At 56.5% G+C, this 23,629-nt stretch carries 24 protein-coding genes and 11 tRNA genes; 17 read left to right on the top strand and 18 right to left on the bottom strand.

Features of this window, described 5'->3' with window-relative positions:
- Positions 1–14: 14 nt before the first annotated feature.
- Entirely contained in the window at positions 15–1,319 is a 1,305-nt protein-coding gene (locus tag BLU70_RS10865) for a HAMP domain-containing sensor histidine kinase (protein WP_006447746.1), read from the bottom strand.
- Complete coding sequence (locus BLU70_RS10860) at positions 1,316–2,053, bottom strand: response regulator transcription factor (RefSeq protein ID WP_006447747.1); 738 nt, start codon at positions 2,051–2,053, stop codon at positions 1,316–1,318. The genes BLU70_RS10865 and BLU70_RS10860 overlap by 4 nt, the downstream gene beginning before the upstream one ends.
- A gap of 131 nt (positions 2,054–2,184) precedes the next feature.
- Between BLU70_RS10860 and BLU70_RS10855 the strand changes: the two genes are divergently transcribed.
- Entirely contained in the window at positions 2,185–3,639 is a 1,455-nt protein-coding gene (locus BLU70_RS10855) for a helix-turn-helix domain-containing protein (protein WP_176780892.1), read from the top strand.
- A 21-nt stretch (positions 3,640–3,660) separates the two neighbouring features.
- On the opposite strand, the gene BLU70_RS10850 is transcribed toward BLU70_RS10855, so the two are convergent.
- The 7 genes from BLU70_RS10850 to BLU70_RS10820 form a co-directional block, all read right to left on the bottom strand.
- Positions 3,661–4,083, bottom strand: a complete 423-nt coding sequence (locus tag BLU70_RS10850; RefSeq protein ID WP_006447749.1) for a hypothetical protein — start codon at positions 4,081–4,083, stop codon at positions 3,661–3,663.
- A 57-nt stretch (positions 4,084–4,140) separates the two neighbouring features.
- Positions 4,141–4,803 carry a response regulator gene (locus BLU70_RS10845; RefSeq protein ID WP_074693452.1) on the bottom strand — a complete coding sequence of 221 codons (663 nt, stop codon included), beginning with the start codon at positions 4,801–4,803 and terminating at the stop codon, positions 4,141–4,143.
- A 214-nt stretch (positions 4,804–5,017) separates the two neighbouring features.
- Complete coding sequence (gene metK / locus BLU70_RS10840; RefSeq protein WP_052012382.1) at positions 5,018–6,241, bottom strand: methionine adenosyltransferase; 1,224 nt, start codon at positions 6,239–6,241, stop codon at positions 5,018–5,020.
- Between the two features lie 100 nt (positions 6,242–6,341).
- Positions 6,342–7,112: a WecB/TagA/CpsF family glycosyltransferase gene (locus BLU70_RS10835; RefSeq protein WP_040290316.1), complete on the bottom strand. Its 771-nt coding sequence runs from the start codon at positions 7,110–7,112 to the stop codon at positions 6,342–6,344.
- 287 nt (positions 7,113–7,399) lie between these two features.
- Positions 7,400–8,590, bottom strand: a complete 1,191-nt coding sequence (locus tag BLU70_RS10830) for an MFS transporter (RefSeq protein WP_006447753.1) — start codon at positions 8,588–8,590, stop codon at positions 7,400–7,402.
- Position 8,591: 1 nt separating this feature from the next.
- Entirely contained in the window at positions 8,592–10,322 is a 1,731-nt protein-coding gene (locus BLU70_RS10825) for a phospho-sugar mutase (RefSeq protein ID WP_006447754.1), read from the bottom strand.
- Between the two features lie 57 nt (positions 10,323–10,379).
- Positions 10,380–11,201: a dienelactone hydrolase family protein gene (locus tag BLU70_RS10820; protein ID WP_040290317.1), complete on the bottom strand. Its 822-nt coding sequence runs from the start codon at positions 11,199–11,201 to the stop codon at positions 10,380–10,382.
- Between the two features lie 93 nt (positions 11,202–11,294).
- Between BLU70_RS10820 and BLU70_RS10815 the strand changes: the two genes are divergently transcribed.
- Positions 11,295–11,783, top strand: a complete 489-nt coding sequence (locus tag BLU70_RS10815) for a MogA/MoaB family molybdenum cofactor biosynthesis protein (RefSeq protein WP_040290318.1) — start codon at positions 11,295–11,297, stop codon at positions 11,781–11,783.
- A gap of 17 nt (positions 11,784–11,800) precedes the next feature.
- Here the strand turns inward: BLU70_RS10815 and proC are convergent, their stop codons facing one another.
- Both proC and BLU70_RS10805 read right to left on the bottom strand, forming a co-directional pair.
- Entirely contained in the window at positions 11,801–12,619 is an 819-nt protein-coding gene (proC, locus tag BLU70_RS10810; RefSeq protein ID WP_074693451.1) for a pyrroline-5-carboxylate reductase, read from the bottom strand.
- Between the two features lie 50 nt (positions 12,620–12,669).
- Entirely contained in the window at positions 12,670–13,440 is a 771-nt protein-coding gene (locus tag BLU70_RS10805) for an alpha/beta hydrolase family protein (protein WP_040290360.1), read from the bottom strand.
- A gap of 117 nt (positions 13,441–13,557) precedes the next feature.
- Here BLU70_RS10805 and BLU70_RS10800 point away from each other — a divergent pair.
- From BLU70_RS10800 to BLU70_RS10750, 11 genes are all read left to right on the top strand, one after another.
- Positions 13,558–13,642: transfer RNA gene (locus tag BLU70_RS10800), tRNA-Tyr, on the top strand.
- A 44-nt stretch (positions 13,643–13,686) separates the two neighbouring features.
- Positions 13,687–13,762, top strand: a tRNA-His gene (locus BLU70_RS10795).
- Positions 13,763–13,765: 3 nt separating this feature from the next.
- Positions 13,766–13,840 (top strand) — tRNA-Gln (locus BLU70_RS10790).
- 3 nt (positions 13,841–13,843) lie between these two features.
- Positions 13,844–13,920 (top strand) — tRNA-Arg (locus BLU70_RS10785).
- Between the two features lie 4 nt (positions 13,921–13,924).
- Positions 13,925–14,000 (top strand) — tRNA-Ala (locus BLU70_RS10780).
- 3 nt (positions 14,001–14,003) lie between these two features.
- Positions 14,004–14,078, top strand: a tRNA-Asn gene (locus BLU70_RS10775).
- Between the two features lie 6 nt (positions 14,079–14,084).
- Positions 14,085–14,159 (top strand) — tRNA-Glu (locus BLU70_RS10770).
- A gap of 18 nt (positions 14,160–14,177) precedes the next feature.
- A tRNA-Val gene (locus BLU70_RS10765) sits at positions 14,178–14,253 on the top strand.
- Positions 14,254–14,260: 7 nt separating this feature from the next.
- A tRNA-Met gene (locus BLU70_RS10760) sits at positions 14,261–14,336 on the top strand.
- 3 nt (positions 14,337–14,339) lie between these two features.
- Positions 14,340–14,415: transfer RNA gene (locus tag BLU70_RS10755), tRNA-Phe, on the top strand.
- A 107-nt stretch (positions 14,416–14,522) separates the two neighbouring features.
- Positions 14,523–14,599 (top strand) — tRNA-Met (locus BLU70_RS10750).
- A gap of 189 nt (positions 14,600–14,788) precedes the next feature.
- Here BLU70_RS10750 and BLU70_RS10745 read toward each other — a convergent pair.
- The 5 genes from BLU70_RS10745 to BLU70_RS10720 form a co-directional block, all read right to left on the bottom strand.
- The gene (locus BLU70_RS10745; RefSeq protein WP_040290319.1) at positions 14,789–15,004 is read right to left on the bottom strand and encodes a cold shock domain-containing protein; all 216 of its coding nucleotides are present in this window, start codon (positions 15,002–15,004) and stop codon (positions 14,789–14,791) included.
- 539 nt (positions 15,005–15,543) lie between these two features.
- Entirely contained in the window at positions 15,544–16,413 is an 870-nt protein-coding gene (locus BLU70_RS10735) for a PhzF family phenazine biosynthesis protein (protein ID WP_074693449.1), read from the bottom strand.
- A 20-nt stretch (positions 16,414–16,433) separates the two neighbouring features.
- On the bottom strand, positions 16,434–18,122 hold the full coding sequence (locus BLU70_RS10730; protein WP_083341263.1) for an ABC1 kinase family protein: 1,689 nt from the start codon (positions 18,120–18,122) through the stop codon (positions 16,434–16,436).
- A gap of 34 nt (positions 18,123–18,156) precedes the next feature.
- On the bottom strand, positions 18,157–18,543 hold the full coding sequence (locus tag BLU70_RS10725; protein ID WP_244885185.1) for a phasin family protein: 387 nt from the start codon (positions 18,541–18,543) through the stop codon (positions 18,157–18,159).
- 96 nt (positions 18,544–18,639) lie between these two features.
- Complete coding sequence (locus tag BLU70_RS10720; protein ID WP_074693448.1) at positions 18,640–19,371, bottom strand: pseudouridine synthase; 732 nt, start codon at positions 19,369–19,371, stop codon at positions 18,640–18,642.
- 131 nt (positions 19,372–19,502) lie between these two features.
- On the opposite strand from BLU70_RS10720, the gene BLU70_RS10715 reads away from it, so the two are divergent.
- The gene (locus tag BLU70_RS10715; RefSeq protein ID WP_040290321.1) at positions 19,503–19,721 is read left to right on the top strand and encodes a hypothetical protein; all 219 of its coding nucleotides are present in this window, start codon (positions 19,503–19,505) and stop codon (positions 19,719–19,721) included.
- A gap of 98 nt (positions 19,722–19,819) precedes the next feature.
- On the opposite strand, the gene BLU70_RS10710 is transcribed toward BLU70_RS10715, so the two are convergent.
- Together BLU70_RS10710 and BLU70_RS10705 are read right to left on the bottom strand one after the other, a co-directional pair.
- A complete protein-coding gene (locus BLU70_RS10710) occupies positions 19,820–20,080 on the bottom strand; it encodes a YuzB family protein (RefSeq protein WP_232302310.1) in 261 nt (86 codons plus the stop codon).
- Positions 20,081–20,111: 31 nt separating this feature from the next.
- Positions 20,112–21,128 (bottom strand): lactonase family protein, encoded by a 1,017-nt coding sequence (locus tag BLU70_RS10705; protein ID WP_074693447.1) that lies wholly within the window; start codon positions 21,126–21,128, stop codon positions 20,112–20,114.
- Between the two features lie 183 nt (positions 21,129–21,311).
- Here BLU70_RS10705 and BLU70_RS10700 point away from each other — a divergent pair, with 183 nt between their 5' ends.
- Genes BLU70_RS10700 through BLU70_RS10690 form a run of 3 tightly spaced genes read left to right on the top strand, consistent with a single transcriptional unit; the run spans position 21,312 to position 23,576 of the window.
- Positions 21,312–21,980: a peptidoglycan-binding domain-containing protein gene (locus BLU70_RS10700; RefSeq protein WP_074693446.1), complete on the top strand. Its 669-nt coding sequence runs from the start codon at positions 21,312–21,314 to the stop codon at positions 21,978–21,980.
- A 10-nt stretch (positions 21,981–21,990) separates the two neighbouring features.
- Positions 21,991–22,908: an FAD:protein FMN transferase gene (locus BLU70_RS10695; RefSeq protein WP_074693445.1), complete on the top strand. Its 918-nt coding sequence runs from the start codon at positions 21,991–21,993 to the stop codon at positions 22,906–22,908.
- Positions 22,893–23,576 (top strand): ferric reductase-like transmembrane domain-containing protein, encoded by a 684-nt coding sequence (locus BLU70_RS10690; protein WP_074693444.1) that lies wholly within the window; start codon positions 22,893–22,895, stop codon positions 23,574–23,576. The genes BLU70_RS10695 and BLU70_RS10690 overlap by 16 nt, the downstream gene beginning before the upstream one ends.
- Positions 23,577–23,629: the final 53 nt, after the last annotated feature.

Genomic DNA, 23,629 nt, shown 5'->3' with positions numbered 1-23,629 from the left:
GCGCCCCCTGTCTCTCAGCGCGATCGCGCCGATACCGGCCGATCAAGCCGCGATAGCGTAAACCAAAAATCGCTCCCTTTCCCTTCCTCGCTCTCCACGCCAACCTCGCCGCCAAGCGACGAGATGATGTGCTTGACGATGGCGAGGCCAAGACCGGTCCCTCCGGAAGCACGGCTGCGATCCTTATGTACGCGGTAAAAACGTTCAAAGACGCGATCCAACGACTCTTGCGGAATCCCGATGCCGTTATCCTGCACGTGTACCTTAATGCGATCCACCAACACGTCCCAGGTGACGCGGATGGTACTTTGCGGCGGCGAATAGTGGATGGCGTTGGCCAACAGGTTTAAGAAAACCTGTAATAACATGTCTGGTTCGGCCCAGACCTGAACCGGATCACGCGGTGGTATGACGATGCGAATGCCGCGCTCACTGGCAGTCGGCCCGATGCGATCCACCGCCCGTTCGAGAACCTCGTAGAGATCGACGGCGACCGGATCGACACGGCTGTCGGTTGCCTCTAACTTGGACAATTCAAGCAAGTCAGACACCAGATTACCCATGCGCATCGATTCGTCGTAGATGGTCTGCAGAAACTTTTGTTGGGCTTCCTCGTCGACGCCGCCGTCGAGCAAAGTCTCTGCGAAACCGCGAATAGCGGCGATGGGCGTCTTTAATTCGTGCGAGACGTTGGCGACAAATTCACTGCGCATGCGTTCGAGCCGACGCCACTCCGAGACGTCGTTGACGAGCATGAGCACGTCGTGAGCGCCGTCCGCCTTGGCACGCAAGCGCGGATCGGCAGAGATGGGCACCAACCGAACGGTCAGCGTGACACCCTCGCGGATGACGAGTTCACCCGACCACGGCGCGCCAAAAAGCAATGCGTGATCAATGGCGCTGCCAAGATTGTAGTTGCGAAAGACCATCCAATGGTCTCTGTCTTGCCACTGTTCACTGGGGCGCCGAAAAAGGCGTTCAGCCGCATGGTTGACCATCTGCACCTGCCCGTCGCTGCGCAGGTAAATGACACCTGTGGTCATGTTCTGCAGAATATGCCGCAAGATATCGCGCTCCTGCGACATATCGGCGAGCGTCTCTTCAATCCGCTCCGCCATCCGGTTAAACTGGCGAAACAATACGACTTCAGAAGGCCTGTTGCGATAGTCATACATGCGCACGTCGTAGCGCCCCTCGACAATGGCATCCATCGCATCGCGCAGATAGCTTCGCAATTTTCGAAACGCCGCCGCCTGCACCAACATTCCCGCTGCCAACAGAGCCAAGCCAATGGCCAGTCCAAGCAGAAAGCTGGTCATTTCGCAGACACGCCTTCCGTGAACTTGTAGCCGATGCCGCGGACCGTTCGGATGTAAACGGGATTCTTCGAATCCTCCTCGATTTTCTCCCGCAGGTGTGAAACGTGTACGTCGACAATGCGTGTATCGGTGGCACTGCTGTAGCCCCAAACGCGATCCAGCAGTTGGTCCCGCGATAAGACATGTTCCGGATTCTCCATAAAGTATTGGAGCAAATCGAACTCCTTCGGCGTGAAGTCCATGAGCACGCCGTCGACGCGAACCTCGTGGCGCGCGACGTCAAGCACAATCCGCCCGGCGCGCAAGACCTTCCCGGCGGCGCTGGGCTTGGCTTCCGACTCCTTTGCTTCACTGCGGCGCAGGACAGCTCGTGCACGCGCCACCAACTCGCGCGGGCTGAATGGCTTGGTGACATAGTCGTCAGCACCGAGTTCGAGGCCAAGCACTAAGTCCACTTCTTCATCGCGCGCTGTCAAAAGGATGATGGGAATCTTGACACCCTCCTGGCGGAGCCGTCGGCACACCTCCATGCCATCCATGCCGGGGAGCATCAAATCCAATACGACGAGATCATACTTGCGTGCATCCGTGCTCAGGATGTCGTAGGCTGTCTTACCGTCTTCGACGCCCTCCACGAGAAACCCAGAGCGGCTAAAATTGTATTCCACCAATGTCCGTATGGACGCTTCATCGTCGACAACCAGTACTGTCGGCACAAGGTTCCCCCCGCTCATTGACCTATCCACATTGTAGCAAGTTTCGCCAAACAACAGCCAGATCTGTTTTGTAGAACCCTATCACTTCTTGTCAAAACAATGCCAATATGTGAAACTCTACTCATATGTTAGGGGAAGCGGGTGTCTGTGTGTCAATCGGTGAGAAAATTCGCGATCTTCGCATTCAGCGCGGCATGAGCCAGGTCGATCTCGCTGATGATCTGGTAAAGCCAAGCATGATCAGTCAAATCGAGTCTGGCAAGGTGAAACCATCTTACACGTTGCTTATCGAGCTCGCAAAGCGACTGGGTGAGCCCGTGGAAACGTTTCTCTCAGAGCTCGATCCGCATTTTCTTTTGCAAGCGAATATTCGCCTTGCGCAGTATGAGTTGGCGACAGGACGGCCGCAAGTCGCCCGCCAGTTGATCGAAAACTTGCCGCGTGCATCCTTGCAAACTCGCAACCTGGCCGAGTACAGGCTCACTTTAGCGCGCGTGCACCGCGCGTGTGGAGAGTACCCAGAGGCCGTGCGGGAACTGGAGCAACTGCGCGAACACGCCTACAGCGCGCAGGATTGGCGTCTATTGTTTTATGTATTGCGCGAAACCGGGCAAGCCGAGTACGATCGCGGCAATCTCGAGGGAGCCTTGGGCGAATGGCGGGAAGCGGTCGCATTGGCGGATCGTATGGAAGGAAAGAGTGGTATCTCGCCGCTCGAATGGACGCAAAGCTTAATTGAACTTCATCTGCATCTGGACGCGTTGGATCCTGGTGGAAAAGGTTTTAGCGTTCCGTGGCAGCGCCCAACGTCGGCTTTGCTTCCCGCACTCGCCACGCCACCAGAAGTGGCAGGGCCTCCGGAAATTTCACTTGAAGAGAATGATGTCATCGGCGATTTCACTGCCGAGAAGCGGCCTTATCTTGCAAAGGCACAAGCTTTTGCACAGCGCATGCCGACGCTCTGGGCGGTGTCTGAGCGGCTTGCGCAAGAAGCATTGGCGCTGATGCCAATTGATCCAGCGACGGCACGCCGTTGGGCGGAACAAGCGAACGCATTGGTGACGTACGCACAGTTGATCGAATCGAGCCTTGCGGTGCGCACACGAACGCAGGAAGCGGCGGAACCCAACCACGAGCATAACAACTTCTCGACGAACGATTTGCAGACAATTGAGCAGACTGCGTTCGCCATGACTGCGCTACATCCGCGATCGCGCTTGCATGAAGCCTGCAAGCAAATTCGGGAGTGCCTGCAACGCGAGGAGGTGGCAAAGGCGGCGGAGTTGATCGAGGAGGTCAAGGCGTTGCTTGCGCTGACGGAAGAACCCGACTCGCCTAGCAACCGGGACATCGCGTTAGAATTAAATTTATTAGAAATCGAACTCGCGGCGCTGAGTGGACAGCGGGAAGCGAGTCTGCAAAGGCTCGTGCAATATGAAGCCGAGTATCCAAACTGGGGCAACCCGGAGCATCGGCGTCGCGCATGCGCCTTGCTGACGATGTGGTATGGCGACGTGGGCGACGTCGACCGCGTCCTCGCGTACTGCCGCAAAATGGAGGAGCTTACCGAAGGGGCGCGGCCGTCGTTGCCGTTCTGGAGTTGATGAGTGTATGGGCAACAGCCCTCACATCACCTGGCGGAAGGAAGGCCTGCCGGATCGCAATTCGAGTGTCCGAACGTCGCAATCGGCTGGCGCTTGGTCTGCGATACGGCCCGCCTCTGCCCGTGCATGCGGCCAGTCTGCCACGTATACATAGGCGATAGTCAAAGCCGGATCGGAAAAGCGATGGGCGATGGCCGCCGTTTGATCAGTCGAGGCGACGTCGATCACGACGACAGAAAGCGGTTGCACACGCCGTCGCGCGACTCTTTGCAAACGCCGCAGCACGGCCTCCATGTGTTGTTCTGCATTGTCGGCTAAAAGCACGTACAGCGACGCGCGTTTGTCGTTTGGATTCCGCCTGGCCAGTCCAGCGAGCCCGCTCCCAGCGACAGACAAAGCCAAGTAAATGAGGACTGCCGCCAACAGCACCAACTTCGGCCACATGCTGGCCCACCTCCTTTGCCACAAGATATGTGGTAGCCAAGGAGGCGGACACTGTGGCTATGACCATTCAGGCTGCAACCATCGCTGTTTATACGCGTACAGGACTGCTTGACCCCGATCGGCCACCTGCAATTTTGCAAGGATATGAGACACGTGGTTCTTCGCCGTCTTCACGGTGATATGTAAGCTTTCCGCGATTTGCTCGTTGCTCTTTCCCGCTGCCAGTTGACACAGCACATCGAATTCGCGCGCGGTCAAGAGAGACTTCCAACCATCACTCAACTGATGCTGACGTTCGATCTCGCCGAGCACCGCTGGCATGACCTGCGGATGGATCAGGGCGTGGCCGGCGAACGCCTCGCGGATGGCGCGCACGACATCCTCAAGAGGCGCGTCTTTGACGACATAGCCGCTGATACCCGAGCGTACGGCGGAAAGTACCACAGAGGACTGATCATGCATCGTGAGCACGACAACGCGCACGCGCGAATGCCGCTCGTGCAATGCCGTCAGCACTGTAAGACCGTCGACGTGCGGCATGGTGATATCTAACAATAGCACGTCGGGCCGGACCCGCTCGATTTCACTTAGGACCTCAACGCCGCTCGGCCAAAGAGCGACCACTTCAATCCCCGATTCATACAAAAGCACGTCGCGCATAGTGAGGCGATATGCCTCATTATCGTCCGCGATGGCGACGCGAATGACTTGTTCACTCATGTTGTTCCCCCGAGCGTACTCCCCGCAAGCACCTGAGCTACCTTAAGCTCCGGTGTTTCGTCTTTTTCTCATCATATCAAAATCCGCCGCATAAGCGTCAGAAAAAAGCACCTCTTACCAGAACGGATCTGGTAAAGAGGTGCAAATCATGGGGTGTAAGGGTGATGCTATATCATACGGTCTGCCCTATTCGTTTATGAGGGTCAGAACCCCTTTAGCGTAGCGCGAGCTTCTGCAACTCGGCTACTTTGTCGGTCCGTTCCCATGGTAGATCGAGATCCGCACGGCCGAAGTGCCCATAAGCCGCCGTCTGCCGGTAGATGGGGCGACGCAAATCGAGATCGCGAATAATGGCCGCTGGGCGCAAATCAAATACTTGCCCGATGATCTCGACAATCTTCTCGTCACTGATCTGACCTGTTCCATACGTATCGACCGAAATCGACACTGGGCGGGCAACGCCAATCGCATAGGCGACCTGTACTTCACACTTGCGCGCAAGCCCTGCGGCGACGACGTTCTTTGCAACATAGCGTGCCGCATATGCGCCACTGCGGTCGACCTTTGTCGGATCTTTGCCAGAGAACGCTCCACCTCCGTGTCGGGCGTAACCGCCGTAGGTGTCGACGATGATCTTGCGACCCGTCAACCCTGCATCGCCCTGCGGCCCACCGATGACGAAGCGACCGGTCGGATTGATGAGGTACTTTGTCTCGTCATCAAGCAGTTGCGCCGGAACGATGGGACGGATGACGCGTTCAATCATATCTCGTTCCACTGTGGCAAGATCCGTCTGCTCGTCGTGTTGCGTCGAAATGACGATGGTATCGACGCGAACCGGAACGTCGCCATCGTATTCGACGGTGACTTGTGTCTTTCCGTCTGGCCGCAGATACGATAGTTCGCCGCTCTTCCGCAACGCCGTCAACTGGCGCGACAGGCGGTGTGCCAACGAAATCGGCAAAGGCATCAATTCCGGCGTCTCGTCGCATGCAAAGCCAAACATCAAACCTTGGTCGCCGGCGCCGATTTCTTCGATGGCGGCATCGCTCAACTGACCACGGACCTCAAGTGCCTGGTTGACACCCTGCGCAATATCAGGAGACTGTTCGTCGATGGACGTGATGACGGCGCAGGTCTCCGCGTCAAAGCCAAACTTTGCACGCGTGTAGCCGATATCGGCAATGGTCCGGCGTACGACCTTCGGAATGTCAACATAGCAACTCGTCGTAATTTCACCTGCGACGAGTACCAACCCGGTCGTCACCGTCGTCTCGCACGCCACGCGCGCGTTCGGATCATATGTCAAAATCTCATCCAACACGGCGTCAGAGATTTGGTCACAAATCTTATCTGGATGCCCCTCTGTCACAGATTCTGAGGTAAACAGGCGTCGTTGTCCCAATCTGGAACCTCCTTTAGTTCCAAGCGGCGGCATCTGCGGCCAGCTTGTCCGAGTGCAAAACAAATCATATCGTAGTATATGAAAAAATCAGAGTCAACCGCTAGTCACTGCCAACACCAGGGAGCGCCGTTTCTTATTTGGATTCCACTGTTTCCGCCTTGCCGCCCGTCATCAACACGCGCAGTGCGAACTTTGGCAGAGCGAGTTGGCGGCGCCAGCGCTTCGGCTCAGACAAAAGACGATATAGCCACTCCAAGTTCAGGCGTTGAAACACATCGGGCGCACGTGTGACCGTGCCGCCCCACACGTCAATCGAGCCCCCCACGCCTACTCCCACACATGCGGGCAAGCGCCCAAGTACATCTCGCAAAAACTGTTCTTGGCGCGGTTGTCCCATACCAACGAGAAACAGATGCGGTGCAAACGCCCGTACCTCGTGCAAAATGGACTCGACTTCCGATGGGGAGAAATAGCCATGATGACCTGCAAACGCAAGCGTCGGATAGGCACTTTGCAACTGTGCAAGACAAGCCGCAAGCGAGGTCTCGCTGGCGCCCAGCAGGTAGACGCGCAGGCTTTGGCGACGCTCCTCCGCCGCCCGAAAGACGGCAGGCAAAAGCTCCACGCCAGTCACGCGCTCGGGCACGGGTCGGCCGCGTTTTGCCGCCGCCCAGACGACTCCAATGCCGTCGGCCGTGACTAAATCCGCGGAATTGACAAGGCGCAATAGAGACTCGCTCAATTGACACTGCATAACAAACTCAGGGCCGGCCGTGACGACCAAGTGATGGTTGCCATCGCCCGTCCAGTACAGGATTTTCTCGACCGCTTCCGCTGTCGTTACGCGATGGAAGCGCACGCCCAGCACGTCGACGACATCTTTCGCGAAACCTTGTACAGCCACGTCGCCAGCCTCCACTTTCCGAATCTATCTCATCCATCATACCACGCGCAAAGAGGCCGCGCGCTAGGACAAGAGACGAGCGACAGACAATTCCAAAGCAATGGAGGCGACAGAGACGGCCGTGACCATGAGTGCTACGACCGAGATCACAATGTGGAAAATTCGGCTGCGCGGCGCCTTCATTCGGATCGCATCCCCATATGAGAATAGGCAGGGCTACACAACCCTGCCTTCTCCAGTTTTGCCCCGCACGGACGAGCGCTAAACCGCCAGACGACAAGTGACGATTAAACAGCCATCTCCTCCGTGCGCGGCGAGAGCGCTTTGCGATTGAATGCGATCACGATGGCGTTTGCGACAAGCAGCGACATCGTCACGTAAAACACAGAACGAATGCCATAACTCGCGGCGACACTGCCACCGATGAGTGGTCCGACAAGATTGCCAAAGAACGTCGCACTCGAATTCATGCCAAACGCGGTAGCCTGCTTTTCAAGAGGGGCGAGCTTGCGCACCAACACCTGCAAAGACGGCAACATACCGCCGATGAACAATCCAAGCAAAAATCGGCCGCAAAGCAACAACGCCAAATTGTGAGCGAGCGACTGTGGAATAAACGCGATGGCCGCACCGAGAAACGCGACCAAGAGAATGCGGTACTGCCCAATCCTATCGCCGATCCGCCCGAGCGTTGGCGTGCCAATGAGGTTGGCGATACCGGAAGTCGCAATGACCAAGCCGGCAACCAGCGACAAATGCGGGCCGTGATAGATGTGGCGCGTGAAGATGGTGACAATCGGTTCAATGCTCATCATCGCCAACTGCGTCATGAACGAACCCAGGAATACCGGCCATAGGCCGACCAGGCTACGCCACGATCCGCGTTGTTTGGCCTTAACCTCTCGCTTGACCTTTGGTTCATGCACAAAGATGAGGACGATGAGACTCGCAACCACCAAAAGGGCGCCGGTGAAAAAGAAGCAACCTTGGAAGCCCAACCACTCGGAAAGAACACCACCGATAAGCGGTCCGATGAGCGATCCGGCGATGTTCCCGGTCTGCAAGGTGCCAAGCGCCTTGCCCGACTGTTCGGCGGGCGTCACGGACGCTTGCAAGGAAATCGCCATGGAGATGAATCCAGAGAAAATACCGTTGATGAAACGCAGCAAGAGCAATTGCCATGGCGCGTTGACCAAGCCCATACACGCGGTCATCGCGCCCATGCCAAAGCCAGCGCGCAACAACATCAACTTGCGCCCACGGCGATCGGCAAATGCCCCCCAAATGGGCTGAAAGATGAAGGACGTCACAAACTGGATAGAAAACACCCAGCTCGACCAACGGTCAATGCTTTGTTCCGTGTGCACGCCCAGTTGCGCCAAATATAGCGGAATGAACGGGATGATGAGGCTCGTACCCATCGTCACGCAAAAATTGGCGAACCACAAAATGACGAGCGTGCGTTTCCATGCAGCCATGTCAATCGGCGACCCTTCGCCGCAACGTCTCGACCATTCGGTTCAGCACGTCATCCCGTTCACTGGCGCTGTTACCGCGTACACCGACGTACATTTTCATCTTGGGTTCGGTGCCCGATGGCCGAATGGCAGCCCAATGTCCCCCGGCAAACAGGAATTTTTGTACATCGGAGGTCGGCAAGGTCAGCCGTTCCGTCTTGCCATCCGCGACATAGCGGCGCTCTCCCGACAAATAGTCTTCAACCGCCATCAACTGCAATCCGTCGACCTGCAGCGGCTGTTCGCGCAAAGCCTGTAAGGCTCGCTTCATCCGCTCCACCCCGTCACTTCCAGACAGTTCGACATTGACCAGCTTTTCGCCATACCAACCAAACTGTCCGTACAGGCGTTCTAACACGTCGAACAAATTTTCGCCCCGCGCCTTGTGGTACGCAGTCATTTCGGCAATCGCCAAACACCCCTGCACCGCATCCTTGTCGCGGACTATGGGCGCTAACAAGTAGCCGTAGCTCTCTTCGTAGCCGACGAGGAGACGGTATGATCCACTCGCCTCATAGGCCGTAATCCTGTCCCCGATGTACTTAAAGCCCGTGAGCGTCTCTTCGACGGTGACACCATGTGATTGTGCAATGGCACGACCAAAGTCCGAAGTGACGATGGTCTTAAAGACGATGGGTGGCTGTCCTTTCTGGTCCCCTGTCTGCAAGCGCCCACACATATAGTCGACGAGCAGTGCACCAACTTGATTGCCTGTGAGCAACTTCAACTGACCAGTCTTGTCGCGGGCAGCAATACCGACGCGATCCGCATCCGGATCGGTCCCCATGACGAGATCGGCACCCACTTCGTCGGCCAGCTGACAACCGAGCGACAGGGCCTCGCCTTCTTCTGGATTGGGACTTTTTACGGTCGGGAAATCGCCGTTTGGCTCAACCTGGGATGCGACTAGGGCAACCCGCTCATACCCGGCAAGCCGCAACGCTTCGCGGACAGGGACGTTGCCCGTGCCGTGCAGTGGCGTATAGACGACAGCGAGTTGCTTGCGCTCGTCGCCGAGACGTGGATCACGCAGTTCGCGGACGACCGTTTCGACGTACCTGGCGCGAACGTTCGCCGAAACCGTCTGCAAAAGCCCCTTTGCTTCCGCCTCGTCGCGCGTCAGGCTCGGCACCTGAAAGATGTCGGAAAAGGACGCCATACGAGCTTTAATGTCGTCTGCATCCGCTTCAAGCAACTGCCCACCATGCCGATTGTAGACCTTGTAACCGTTATATTTTGGCGGATTGTGGCTGGCCGTGATCATAATGCCTGCGGCCGCCTGCAGATGGCGAACCGTCCACGACAGCTCAGGAGTCGGACAGAGCAACGGCGCAACATACGCGCGAATGCCGTAAGCAGCCAACGTACACGCTGCGATCTCGGCAAACCGTTGCGAATGATGGCGACAGTCGTAACCAATGGCTACCCCTGCCTTGACCGCATCCTCGCCTTGCGCCTGCAGATGGAGTGCGAGTCCAGCCGTCGCACGGCGCACCGTGTAGATGTTCATCCGATTGAGACCCGCACCCATGACACCGCGCAAGCCCCCAGTGCCAAAATCGAGATCTGCGCCAAAGCGATCGCGGATCTCCGCCTCGTCCGTCAGGCTCTTGAGTTCATCGCGCATCTGGGCAGGTAAGTGCGGTTGATCGAGCCAATGTTGATACTCCTTCGCTGCGTCAAACGCGGTCATCTTCGATCACGCCTCCTTCGATTGGATGTTTCGCCGTCTGCCCCGGCTAACTCGCCGTCATACGCCGCCTGTCACCTGGTTGAAGAACGTCAGCACTTCAGCAAACGCAGAACGAGCGGCCTTGGGGTGATACGACGCGCGCGAATCGTTGAAAAACGCGTGATGCGCCCCTTCGTAAATGCGGTACGCAAAATCCTTGCCCGCGCGCTGCATCTGCTCTGCAAAAGCCGGAACCGCGTCGGTAATACGTGGATCAAGCGATGCGTAAAAGCCGCGAATTGGGCACTGAATGCTTGCAATGCGGTCTTCACCAGGGGCTTGGCCGTAGAAGATGACGGCACCTGCCAGCTTCGGATCGAGCGTCGCAAGGCGCGCCGATAAGCCGCCGCCCATGCAGAACCCGATGGATACGACGGGTTGGCCCTGGCTGCCTGGATATGTATCGCGCAGGAACGAGGATGCCGCAAGCAACTGCTCGTTGTACGCATCGAGATTAAGGCCGCCGAACAAAGCACCAAATGTGCGACGAACCTGTGTCCGTTGCGGTTCGGGGAGCGTTTCCATAGCGCGGTCACGCGCTTCATGATCGTTCCAAACCTGTGGTGGCACGGTCTCAAGGAACTTCTTGACGGCGTCGATCGCGTCGGCTTCAAAGCCTTCCTTGCGCTTGCCATCGACGGCGTACAAATCCGGTGCGAGTGCGACATAGCCTGCCTCTGCAAAGCGGTTGGCGACGTTTTGGATGTGATCGTCCACGCCCCAGATCTCCTGTAGCACGATCACGGCTGGCTGCCCGTTGGGCAGACGCTCCGGCTTTGCCAAGTAGCCCAGTTGTTCACCGTTTTTGCCGTAGCGAATCCATTCAGTATGTAATGACATATTTGCCACCTCCATGGATATTGTGTCACAGTGACATCAGCGGCTCAACTAACCCGCATCGGCTGTAAGAAGCGTTGAGAAAGGAAGAATGTGATGAACCCCTATCGAGCGGCCGTCCTGACGGTGAGTGATTCGTCCGCAGAAGGGCGACGTCAGGACACAAGTGGCCCACTGCTCGCTGGGCTTTTGTCAGAGCTTGGGTTTGTGGTCACATCGCAAACTGTCGTCCCCGACGAACGATCGCAAATTGCCGACGTTCTACGCCAACACGTGGAAGCAGGCGTGGCCGTCGTTGCGACGACTGGCGGTACCGGGCTTGGCCCGCGCGATGTGACGCCGGAAGCAACGCGCGACGTAATCGAACGGGAAATTCCCGGTATCGCCGAGGCGATGCGCGCCGAGACGTTGCAGAAGACACCATTTGCCATGACGTCGCGCCAAGTCGCGGGTAGCGCCGGTCGCACGCTCATCGTCAATTTCCCTGGCAGCGCCAAAGCCGTCGAAGAGTGTTTTGCGGTCGTGCGCCCAGTGCTCAAACACGTGGTGGACCTGCTGATGGGTCACACCGAACATCGGCATTAAGGTGCACTCCATATTTATTATTCTTGCCGGGTGTATTCCAGTCCCATTTCCTCGGCCCGCATCGCTGCCTGGCGCATCGCATCGACAATCGCTTGCTGCACGCCGCGCCCTGCCAATACCGCGAGCCCGGCGTGCGTCGTGCCATTGGGCGACGTCACACGTTTGCGCAGTTCGGCCGGGCTTAGCTCCCACTCGCGCAACACATGAGCTGTGCCAATCACGGTTTGAATGATAAGACGCCGCGCCAATTCGGGCGTAAATCCGAGTTCGACAGCGGCCTGTTCCATTGCCTCAAGCAAGTAACTGAGAAAACCCGGGCCGCTCCCTGATACGGCGGTCGCCGCATCGATCATCGCTTCCTCCATGACGACAACCTCACCCAATTGTGACAACAGGTGCACCGCTTCATCGAGCCGCTTTGCACTGACGTCAGGGGCAGCAGCAAGCGCAATCGCGCCAGCCATTACGGCGACCGGCACGTTTGGCATGGTGCGCACCACCTGCGCCTTGCCACCAGAGGCGCTTTGGATGGCCGCGATCGAGATGCCCGCGGCAAACGAGATGAGCGTCTGCCCAGACAGGTAGTCAGCCATATTCTTGCAGGCAGCCAGCACATCATAAGGCTTGATCGAGAGAATGACGACGCTGGCCCGGCGCACTTCGGCGAGCGAACCGGCAGGCGAAACGCCATACATTTCCTGCAACTGTACAAGCCGATCGCGGTTTGTTCGGTTGAGCACGCGGATGCGCGCCGGATCGACCGCCTGTTGAGCCACAACACCCTTGATAAACGATTCGGCCATCGCACCGGCGCCCAGTATGAAGATGTCGTCCACGCGTTCTCCTCCTATCTCCTAGCTTTTTGTCTTTTTGGGCGAATGTTCTGTCAACGTTCCACGTCGGTTAGGAAGGCCACCGTTTCGCGGATCACTTCGCTCTCCCAATGTTGATTGTTGAATGTATGGTCCGCCTCTTCAAGCAGGTGCAAGCGCGCCCGCTCGCCATACACGTCCTCTTGATATTTCAGTGCGACCTCGTATGGCACCGTAGCGTCCTCCATGCCATGCAAGATGAGTACACGGCCCTGGAATGGACGAGCCCGTTCGTATGGATCGATCGCGAGCACGTCCTCGTATAGCGCGCGCCCCACGAGGTTTCCCCCGAGATCAAACACGTCGTCATCGCGACCCACGCGTTGTTCCTCTGCCGCACTTTGCATCGCTTCGCGCAAACTGCCGGCTGGAGCCCAAAGGACGAGTCGATCCACCGCGTCAGGCATGTCCCCGGCGACGATGGAAGCGACGTAGCCGCCCATGCTCAGGCCAACGAGGCTGATTCGGTCAGAGAGGATCCGCGGATCGGCTTTTACCCATTCGAGAATGGCCTTGGCGTCGCGAATTTCGGAAGTGGCGGTCATGTTCTGGAAATCACCGTCACTGTCGCCGCTTCCGGCGAAGTCGAAACGAAACGCGGCAATCCCTTTTGCTTCAAGCGCACGGCTAAGCTTGACAAATATTTGATGAGCTTCAATGTGCGTACCGGTAAACCCGTGAAACAAAATGGCCGCCGGCACCGGCCTTGTCGCCGCCTGATCCGGCACATGTTCCATCCCGCGCAACACGAGTCCGTCAACTGCCAATTCAATGGCCTTCTGCATGCGGAACTCCCCTCTTTTCTTGCACACTTTTTCCTCCTCCATGTTACCACTTGACTTTCGTCCAAACCACATGGTAATGTACTCATTGCGCGTTGCGAGAACGCAATTTCCCAACGCGGAGGGGTACCAAAGTGGCCAAATGGGGCGGACTGTAAATCCGTTGCGGAATGCTTCGTAGGTTCGAATCCTACCCCCTCCACCAACGTCTGAATTTCAGACGTTTGGGAAAAGCTGAATACGCGTATGGTGAGTGTGGCGAAGGGGTTAACGCACCGGATTGTGGTTCCGGCATTCGTGGGTTCGAATCCCATCACTCACCCCATGCTGGGGAATAGCCAAGCGGTAAGGCAACGGTTTTTGGTACCGTCATGCGAAGGTTCGAATCCTTCTTCCCCAGCCATATGTGCCCTTAGCTCAGCCGGATAGAGCGTTTGACTACGAATCAAAAGGTCGGGAGTTCGAATCTCTCAGGGCACGCCATTGTGGGGGTATAGCTCAGCTGGGAGAGCACCTGCCTTGCAAGCAGGGGGTCGTCGGTTCGAATCCGTCTACCTCCACCACTTTCCTCGATAGCTCAGCGGTAGAGCATCCGGCTGTTAACCGGAGGGTCGTAGGTTCGAATCCTACTCGGGGAGCCAAATCACGGCCCCATGGTCAAGTGGTTAAGACACCGCCCTTTCACGGCGGTAACGCGGGTTCGAATCCCGCTGGGGTCACCATTCTTCACCTTAATTCCTGGACGTTTAGCTCAGTTGGGAGAGCATCTGCCTTACAAGCAGAGGGTCGGCGGTTCGAGCCCGTCAACGTCCACCATTTATGCCGCGGGGTGGAGCAGTTGGCAGCTCGTCGGGCTCATAACCCGAAGGTCGCAGGTTCAAGTCCTGCCCCCGCAACCATTTGGCTCGGTAGCTCAGTCGGTAGAGCAGAGGACTGAAAATCCTCGTGTCGGCGGTTCGATTCCGTCCCGAGCCACCATTCCTGTGTTGCCGGTCTCCATCGAAGCGAGTAGTTTCAATAAAGGGCTTCTCCCCTTTCGCTGTTCAAATGTGACTTCGATGGTCGGTAATGCTCAACTCTTCTATGGCGGCGTAGCTCAGCTGGTTAGAGCACACGGTTCATACCCGTGGTGTCGGTGGTTCGAGTCCACTCGCCGCTACCAATTCGTTTGCACTGCGGAATCAACTGTTTTCCCTATCGTGTGAAGAAGACACATAAAGCTTTCCTTCTGTTGCGCGCGGCTTAAGCGCGCGTTCCTATGTTTCATGGCCAACAACAAAAACGAGCCCACCTCGTGGACTCGTTTGTACATACATCGAATAAACTGCTTGCTTATTCGTAGTACGTCAGATTACAGTTTGTACACGTTGGCTGCTTGCGGACCCTTCGGGCCTTCCACGATGTCAAACTCGACAGCTTGCCCTTCGTCAAGCGTCTTGAAGCCGTTGCCTTGGATGGCGCTGAAGTGAACAAATACGTCTTCGCCGCCTTCGACTTGAATGAAACCGTAACCCTTTTCTGCGTTGAACCACTTCACTGTACCGTGCTGCAAAATCAATTCCTCCATGGTGCTCAATGCACGCTTTCAAATTCCACACAGGCGGTCGATCCCGCTGTTCATATAACGGCTTCGGGCCCGTGCTGTCGACCGAGACATCGGTGACACCTATAGTGTAACCTAAGTGGGTCAATTTAACCACAACTTTCTGGAGGCATACAAAATATGAATTTTGAGAGCGCGCCAATAGCCCCGATTCTCGACCGAATAGAGGCCATTTCCGATATAATTTGCACATTTGACCACCGACTCGCATATACACGCAACGAGCGCACCATCGAGGTGGTCTTTCGCAGCCACACCGGCGCTGTCACCGCCGTGGTCCTGGCTGCCGAGGTGAGAGCCGATGCGACCGTCGAGGTTTCCGCTTCTTTTGCTTCACCGAGCATAACCGAAGACCGTGTCACACCCGCCGTACAGTCTATATATGCTAATCCTCTCCCTTTACGCGGACTCGAAGAAGCCCTCACGGCATGGCTCGCCAGATGGTACGGAGATTGTATTCGTCGCCTTTCATCTTCTATGTAGGGGTAGGTCCCCTGTGAGCGCTATCTGGTCAGCCGCATCTCACCGCGCAACACAGTGACCGCTTCCCCACCAACCCAAACCGACGAAAGATCCGTGGAATTGATTTCAGCCCATATGTGGCCAGGTCGCTTGACACTCCATCCCTGTTCGAAGACGTGCCGACCTGGCTCAGTGATTCCGCGATGCACCAACAAGGCCGCCAGTGCCCCGGTCGCCGTACCTGTATGCGGATCCTCTGCGACACCGACGGCTGGCGCGAAGTCACGTGTGTGAGCCGCGGACTCCGGCGCCACAGGATCGCGTGCATACAGGTGCACACAAACGGCACCAAGCTGGCGCGATACGACCCCCAACTGATCTATGCGCGGCTCAAGAGCCAAAAGCGTACGTCGGCTTGCGACAGGCACCATGACTTGCCACAAACCGGTCGATGCCATGGCGAAAGGCAATTCTCGAGCGACGTCGTTAGCTGACATACCTAGCGCCTCAAGAATTTGCGCCTTCTCCACTTGCTCCAAATCGCGAAACTGTGGCTTGGCTTGCTCCATCCACACCATTCCGGAGTCTTCGATCCGCATGCGCAATCGGCCCACATTCGTCTCGACAAGGAGATCCCCAATGACCTCTGACCATTCCCGCAAAAGATGCAAAGCGGCAATGGTGGCATGCCCACAAAGATCCACCTCGGTCGCCGGCGTATAGTAACGAAAATCGTAGTGATGTTCCCCTAAGTGCACGACAAAAACGGTCTCCGAACAGTTCATCTCACGCGCAATGCACTGCCGCATTTCCGATGTCAGGTCGTCCGCATCGAGTACGACACCGGCTGGATTGCCCAAGAATGGCTCCTTCGTAAACGCGTCCACCTGAAAAATTTCGACTTCCCGCATCCTTTTCGCCTCCTTGTCGCCTATTTACTCGATCGCCAGATGGATACAATCAATATGAACACCATAAATAGACCTACAGCGACACCCACCTCAGTGGTCGGAAATGACCAAAGTGCCGAAGAGGAGCGCTTGAGTACCGTCGCAATCAAAAGGCCGGCCATGAAGATGCTGAACGCGAGCAACGTGATGCTGAACGACAAGCGATTGCCAATCCGGACAAGTTGGCGCATCAACTGATCCACTTCTGCCATTTCGAGTTGTACGCGCACTTTGCCTCGTCGCCATTCTCGCAAAATGCCTCGGATTTGCCTGGGGACGTCCGTCAAGAGCTCGGCCGTGTCGACGGCCCCTTTGAACGCCTTGCCGATAAAGTGGCTCGGATTCATGCGATCGCGCAACAACGCACGTCCGAACGGCTCGGCGATATTCAGGATGCGAAACGATGAGTCTAGGCCCTCGACCACGCCTTCGACCGTGACGAGCGTCTTGCCGACCAGCGCGAGATCGGAAGGAATTTTGATGCGATGGCGGTACGCGACGGAGAACAATTCGCTGACCGCGTCGCCAAGACTGATTTGTGTGAACGGCAGATCGTAATACTTTTCGCGGAGGTTGTCGACGTCGCGGTGCAAACGCCTGTCGTCGACGTCACTGGGGACCACGCCCATGCGGTAAAGCACGCGGACGATGGCGTCTGAGTCGCGGCGCATGAGCGCGATGATCAAAGCGGACAGATGCCGCTTCATTTCCGGCGTCAACCGCCCAACCATACCAAAGTCCATAAACAGCACGCTGTGGTCTGGCAGTACGGCAAGATTCCCTGGGTGGGGATCCGCGTGAAAGAAACCGTGCATCAGCATCTGCGTGAACTCGGCATTGGCCACACGTTGGGCGATTTCACCGGTGCGATAGCCCGATTCGCGCAGAAACGCTCCATTGGTCAGTTTGATCCCGCGCACATATTCCATCGTCAACACGCGCGACGTGGTCCAGTCCCAGAAGATCCTCGGAATGCGTACAGTCGCATCACCCTCATGAATGTTCCGCAGGCGATCGGCATTGCGACCCTCGATCGTATAGTTCAACTCGTTGAGCAGAGTATAACGAAACTCTTCCACCACTTGGCTAAGTTCATAGTGTGCCGCCCATTCGAAATGACGTTCGGCCAAGCGCGCCAAATCCATCAAAATGTCGAGATCGATCTCGATTTTTTGTTGAATGTCAGGGCGCTGTACCTTGACGGCCACCTCTTCACCGGAATGCAATTCGGCGCGGTGTACCTGGCCGATGGAAGCGGCGCCTACCGGAAGCTCGTCAAACGCACGAAACACATCCAAAAGGGGTTGCCCCAGCTCGGTCTCGACGATGGTGCGAATCTGATCAAACGGCACGGGGGGCACTTCGTCCTGCAGCTTCGTCAATTGCTCGATGAACTCGGGAGGAAACACATCAGCGCGCAGGCTAGCGATTTGCCCAAGCTTAATAAACGTCGGCCCGAGCTGCTCAATGACCAAACGCATCCGCTCATACGTCGAAATGGTCTCGCGCTCGCGCCGCTCCGAAAAAATGCGCCGCGGCAAGGATAAAATGTCGAACAGTCCGATCTCGTCAATAAACCAGCCAAAGCCGTTGGCGACCAGAATCTGTGCAATGTCCTTATACCGCGACAAATGGCGAACCCGCTTGCCGAGAATCTGTCCTCCAACCATGCCAATCTCCTTTGCCTGCCGACGTCAACCTGGGTCAATCGACCTGTTCGAGCTTGTCTGCCGCGCTCGCGGTGTCGGCAACGCCATTCCCGGACAATTTCGCCTCAAGCTGCTGTACGCGGTTATCCAATCGCTCCAGCAATTGGCGAAGGCTCGCCAATTCGGCGCGAATGCCTTCCTGATCTTCACGCACACCAAGCTTTGTTAAGGCCTTTTGCACATTGTCCTGTACCGCATTCTGCAGTTCGATCCGGCCTTGTTCGCCACGCTCGATCATCTCATGCACAAAATCCCGCGTCTGTTGCGGCGTCATCCGCTTTTCTTCAGCCCACTGCTTGGCAGCCTCGGACAATCGCTCGCGGCTATAAGACATCAAACCTACGCCGAGATCTAGAACTTTTTTGAAGGAGTCTTCCAACATCGTGCACCTCGCTTCGCAATTCCGCTGTGTGACTACCTTATGATGTGCGGCTCACACGCGCACGGCTTGTTGCCAATAGTGTACCACGTTCCCAGTCTACGCACGCAATTTCAACAGTGGCTCAAGCTCTACCGCCGACAACGGCCTGTATGCGCCAGGGGTCAAGCCCGGATCGAGAACAAGCGGCCCCATCGTCACCCGCTTCAAAAAGGTCACTTGTTTACCTAATGCCTGAAACATCCGTTTCACTTGATGAAATTTGCCCTCATAGATTTCGATGGATGCCTCCGATTCATCGCCGGCTACATGAATTTCGAGGCGCCCTGGCAAGCAGGCGTAACCATCTTCAAGAATGACACCTGCTGCGATAGCATCGCGATCGCGCTCATCGAGACAACCCTCGACGCGCACGAAGTACCGCTTTGGCACGTGGCGTTTGGGCGAGAGCAGGCTGTGCGCCAGTTGGCCGTCGTTCGTCAGAAGAAGCAGCCCCTCCGCATCTTTGTCGAGGCGTCCGACAGGAAACACGCCATACGAACGATCCCTAGCAGCCAGCAACTCTGTGACGACCGGCTGACGCACGTCCTCCGTGGCGCTTAACACGCCCTGCGGCTTGTACATCATGAAATAAACAAATTGCTCGTATGGAATAGGCTCACCATCGCACTCAACCACGTCCCGGCCGATGACGGCGTGCACTGCGGGATCTTTCACAACCTCGCCATTCACGCGTACGCGGCCAGCTTTGCACAGTTTCTTGACCTCACTGCGCGTGCCAATGCCTGCAGTGGCCAGCCACTTGTCCAATCTCACGTTTTCCACGACCATCCCCCTCACAAGAACTCAGATACCGCCCCTGAAAGTTCCACTTTGTCTTTCCCTGACCATGCCGTACAATGATTTTAGGGCTTTCGTTGCCTACCGCAGCGAGACTATCAATGTAGAAACGAGGTGCTGTGATGCATTTGCTCACCATCGCACTTGTCGTCCTGCTCGGACTTGCCGTCATCTGTCTCGCCATCATTGCGTTTGTCGCATTGACCATTTACTGGACCTTGGAGCCGATTTTGAATGTACTCGGTAAAATCTCGACAGGGCTCGAGATTGGCCGATTTCTGTATCATCGCCTCGAGTGGCTGCGCCGTCGTCGCTACAAAAACTGGTACCAGGATCGCTGACAGCGGCCCTGCTATGCTTTGCTGTAGGAGTATCTGAAAAAAGACGGGGCGGGCGCCTTACAGAAATGCGTCCGTCACCCGTCGCTGCCGTTTGCTCGTTACGATTCAGGTTCGTCTAGCAACCACGCCTGTTCTTCTGCAATGCGCTGCCGCAATCGTTCGTAGCACGTTTTCGCATCCTTTGCGAAAACCAGTTTGCCATTGACGTATGCATACGCGTTATGCTGACAGAGCCCACACAAACTCAGGCACTCGCTTTCCAAGACGGAAACTCCCGGGAATTCTTCCTCCAGTGCTGCGAGCGGGTAGGCGCTCAGCGGATTGCTCACACATACCTCGACCACGATCACGCCGTACACCACACCGCACTCCCTTCCTAAGGCACTTTACTTATACCGACAGTACACAAACTGGCTTTTTTACGTGATAGCGCAGCCTTGTGTCCACAGGTTTGCCCCTTTCGTCGATGGCAAACACGCCAATCGCGTCATCGTCCTGGTAGGCGATGAGGAGATAACGCTCATCCGGCAACAAGCAGAAGTGACGCGGTGTCTTGCCGCCTGCCGGCACCTCGAACATGGGTTGCAATTGCCCATCAGATTGGATCTCAAAGACACTTAAGGTGTCCGCACCACGATTCGTGACGTACAAGCATGTCTCCCGTGCATTGAGTTGAAGATGGGCTGCCCACCGCACACTTGCTGGATCGCCATAAAGCGGCAATACTTGTGCAAGTTTGAACGTTTGCGCGACACGCGTAAACACATTGACTGTGGCATTCAACTCACCGACGACGTATAACACCTCTCCGGTCGCAGAGAACGCCATATGGCGCGGCCCGGTTCCAGGTGGCAGGACGATCTCGTCGCAATAGGAAAGATATCGCCCGCTCTGCTCGTAGACATGAATGCGGTCGGTGCCGAGATCCGCAGCAAAGGCGCGTTTGGTCAACGGATCGATGGCAACAGAGTGCGCATGTGGGCCTTCTTGGCGCTCGCTATTGGGCCCGTTTCCGAAAAAACGCACCACCTGTGCAGCTGGTTCGAGCCACCCGCTATCGTGAATGGGCAGCAAGGAGATGCTACCAGACATGTAGTTAGATACATAAACGACATCTGTTTCGCCAAAGGCGAGATGGCAAGGCGAATCACCATGGGCCAGTTGGCGATTGAGCGGCGTTAAAACGAGCGCCGACGGCTCATAGCGGTATGCTGCGACGTGGCCATTCGCCGTTTCGCTGACAGCATACAAACAGCGCCTCGCTTGGTTATACAAGAGATAGGAAGGCGCTCTGATTCCCGATATACCGCCCGTTGGCCTGAGCGTAGCCGTGTGTGGATCAAATTGAAGAATCTGAATGGACTGCTCGTCTTCTCCCCCATATGTACCGATAAATACAGTTGTCACATCATCGCTCTCCCATCCGTTCTGCTACACATCTCCATCATGTTTCGTTGATCATACCTCGCCCACGCCTCCATGCCAAACGCTTGGCATCGCGAGCGCGGTCAATCAAATTCAAATTCAAGGTTGCGATGCGATGCTTGGAGGCAGAGCCCACCCGCTACACACATGTGAGGAGGATTAGGCATGACACCTGAGGAGCGAAAACTGGCCAACCAAGAACGCGAAAGGCGCCTTCGCCGGTGGCTGGCGGGACTGTCGTGGACGCTGCCAGCCGTGTCGTTTGGTGGTTTTTTTGCGATTTGGCACGCCATTGCAGGAGGTGCGTCGACACGAGCCACGACGACTTCCACAAACAGCGCGGCCCATGCGCAATCCCGATCGACAACAAGCACGGTTCACACAATCAGTAGTCATGTCTCAAACGACACTGTGTTACAGGTCGGCGATACCGGTAGCAAAGTCAAAGCACTCCAACAGGAACTCACCACTTTGGGATTTTTCTCGTATGCCGTGACGGGCGACTATGGCCCCATTACGGAGCAAGCCGTTTCAGCCTTTCAATCGTCTGTGGGCTTGCCTGAAACAGGTACCGTGGATCGCAAGACCTTACAAGCGCTACAAAAGGCCCTACGCACTCAACGTACACAGGCAGTGACAAGCCAACAACCAACCCAACAGCAATCTACACAAACGACTCAGACACCGTCGGCACCAACTGTCCAGCAGCCGGCTGCACAAAGCTCACAAAGCTCACAAAGCGGCGGATCGAACAGTTCCAACACATCTAGTACCTACGTGCCGCCGGCAAGTTCTGTGCAAACTCCACCAAGTGCCATCACCTCGGCATCTTGAGGTGGGCAAGATGGACATTGTGCGGTTTCGGGCCATGGGCACGGACGTCACGGTGCATGTACCCGACGTGTACCATGTGCCGGATGACGTCGGTGAGCTGTTGGCAGACGGCGTACAACGACTCATCTCCGAATGGGAGTCGATTCTGTCTCGCTTTCACCCAGACAGTGCACTATCCCGGTTCAATCGCACGAACGGCCATTGGGTGGATGTCGATCCTCGTCTCGCCGCAGTGCTCCGACTTGCCGATCAAGCGTTCGCCGAAACGCACGGCTGGTTTGATCCATATCTCGGGGAAGACATTCGCCGTATAGGCTACGATTTGTCGTTCGAGCAATTAACCGTCACCTATCGTCCGCTGGAGGTGAGCGAACGCATCGCCCCCAGCAAGTCGCCCCTTACCCTCCATGCCACGGCCTCGCGCGCCCGTCTTGAGCCGGGGTACGAAGTCGATCTGGGAGGTATCGGGAAAGGATGGATTGTCAGGCAAGCCGCACAGTGGCTCGAACAAGCGGGACTGACTGCATTCATTTGCAACGCGGGTGGTGACATGGTTTGCCGCGGCATGAACGGGGACGAGCCCTGGACCATTGGGGTGCTGGATCCGTTTGCCCCCCAGGCAACCTCGCTGACCCTTTCTGTGCGCGATCGCGCCGTGGCGACAAGTGGAACATACCGCCGCCGCTGGATGACGACAAATGGGCCTGCACACCATCTGCTCGATCCATTTACAGGTCTGCCCACCGAGAGCGATGTCGTCTCCTGTACGATTGTACATCGCGACTTGGTTCGCGCTGAGGTACAGGCAAAGGTAGCCCTTTTACTAGGTTTTGAGCTGGGCCAAAATTGGCTGTCCCAGCAGGATTGCGATGAGTGGGTGCTCATCACGAGTTCGCGGGAGGTCCTACATCAATGCAACTCATTGTAAAGCCACAGCGATTGCCTTTTATTTATACATGGGTGGTTGTCGCTGCCGTCATCGCGGGATCGTATGCACTGGTTTTTCTCACAGACCCGGCGCCGGCATCGGCCAACCGGATGCACTGGTACGTTGCGAGGGCGTCTGGCATGACGGCGTATATCTTGCTGGCGATTGCAGTATTGCTTGGGGCGTCGAGTTCAACCGGACTTTTTGACCGGTGGAAGTTGCGCAAACTGACGACGCAGCTACACCAGTTTTCTGCCCTGCTTGTGTTTCCGTTTCTTTTCTTTCACTTATGGGGTCTACATGCCGACACCATGGTGCCGTTTCCGCTGCCATCGCTGTTCATCCCGTTTGATGCAGGATATCGCGCACTCGCCGTTGGCTTGGGTATTCTCGTCATGTATGGATGGATTTTGCTCATCGTCACATCCTATTTCCGGGAGAAGCTAAACGCCAAGGTCTGGCGAACGATACACGTCCTCGCGTTCCCCATGTTCATCGCCGTCACACTGCATGGGCTCTTCTCAGGCACGGATACAGGAAAACCATGGGCGGTTTTGATCTATGCAGTGCCGAGCGCCTTGTTTTTGCTGGTGTTCGGGCGTCGACTCTTCGCGGCGCGATCTCGCCGGCAGACTCCGAAATCGAAAGAGCACGCACGCCCAGTGTGATGCACGTCGCAGATGAACCGCGCGTAGCCACAGGACCGAATGTAATCGAGTAG

Source organism: Alicyclobacillus hesperidum (assembly GCF_900107035.1).
Taxonomy (GTDB): Bacteria; Bacillota; Bacilli; order Alicyclobacillales; family Alicyclobacillaceae; genus Alicyclobacillus; species Alicyclobacillus hesperidum.
This window is presented reverse-complemented; position numbering and strand designations above follow the sequence as displayed.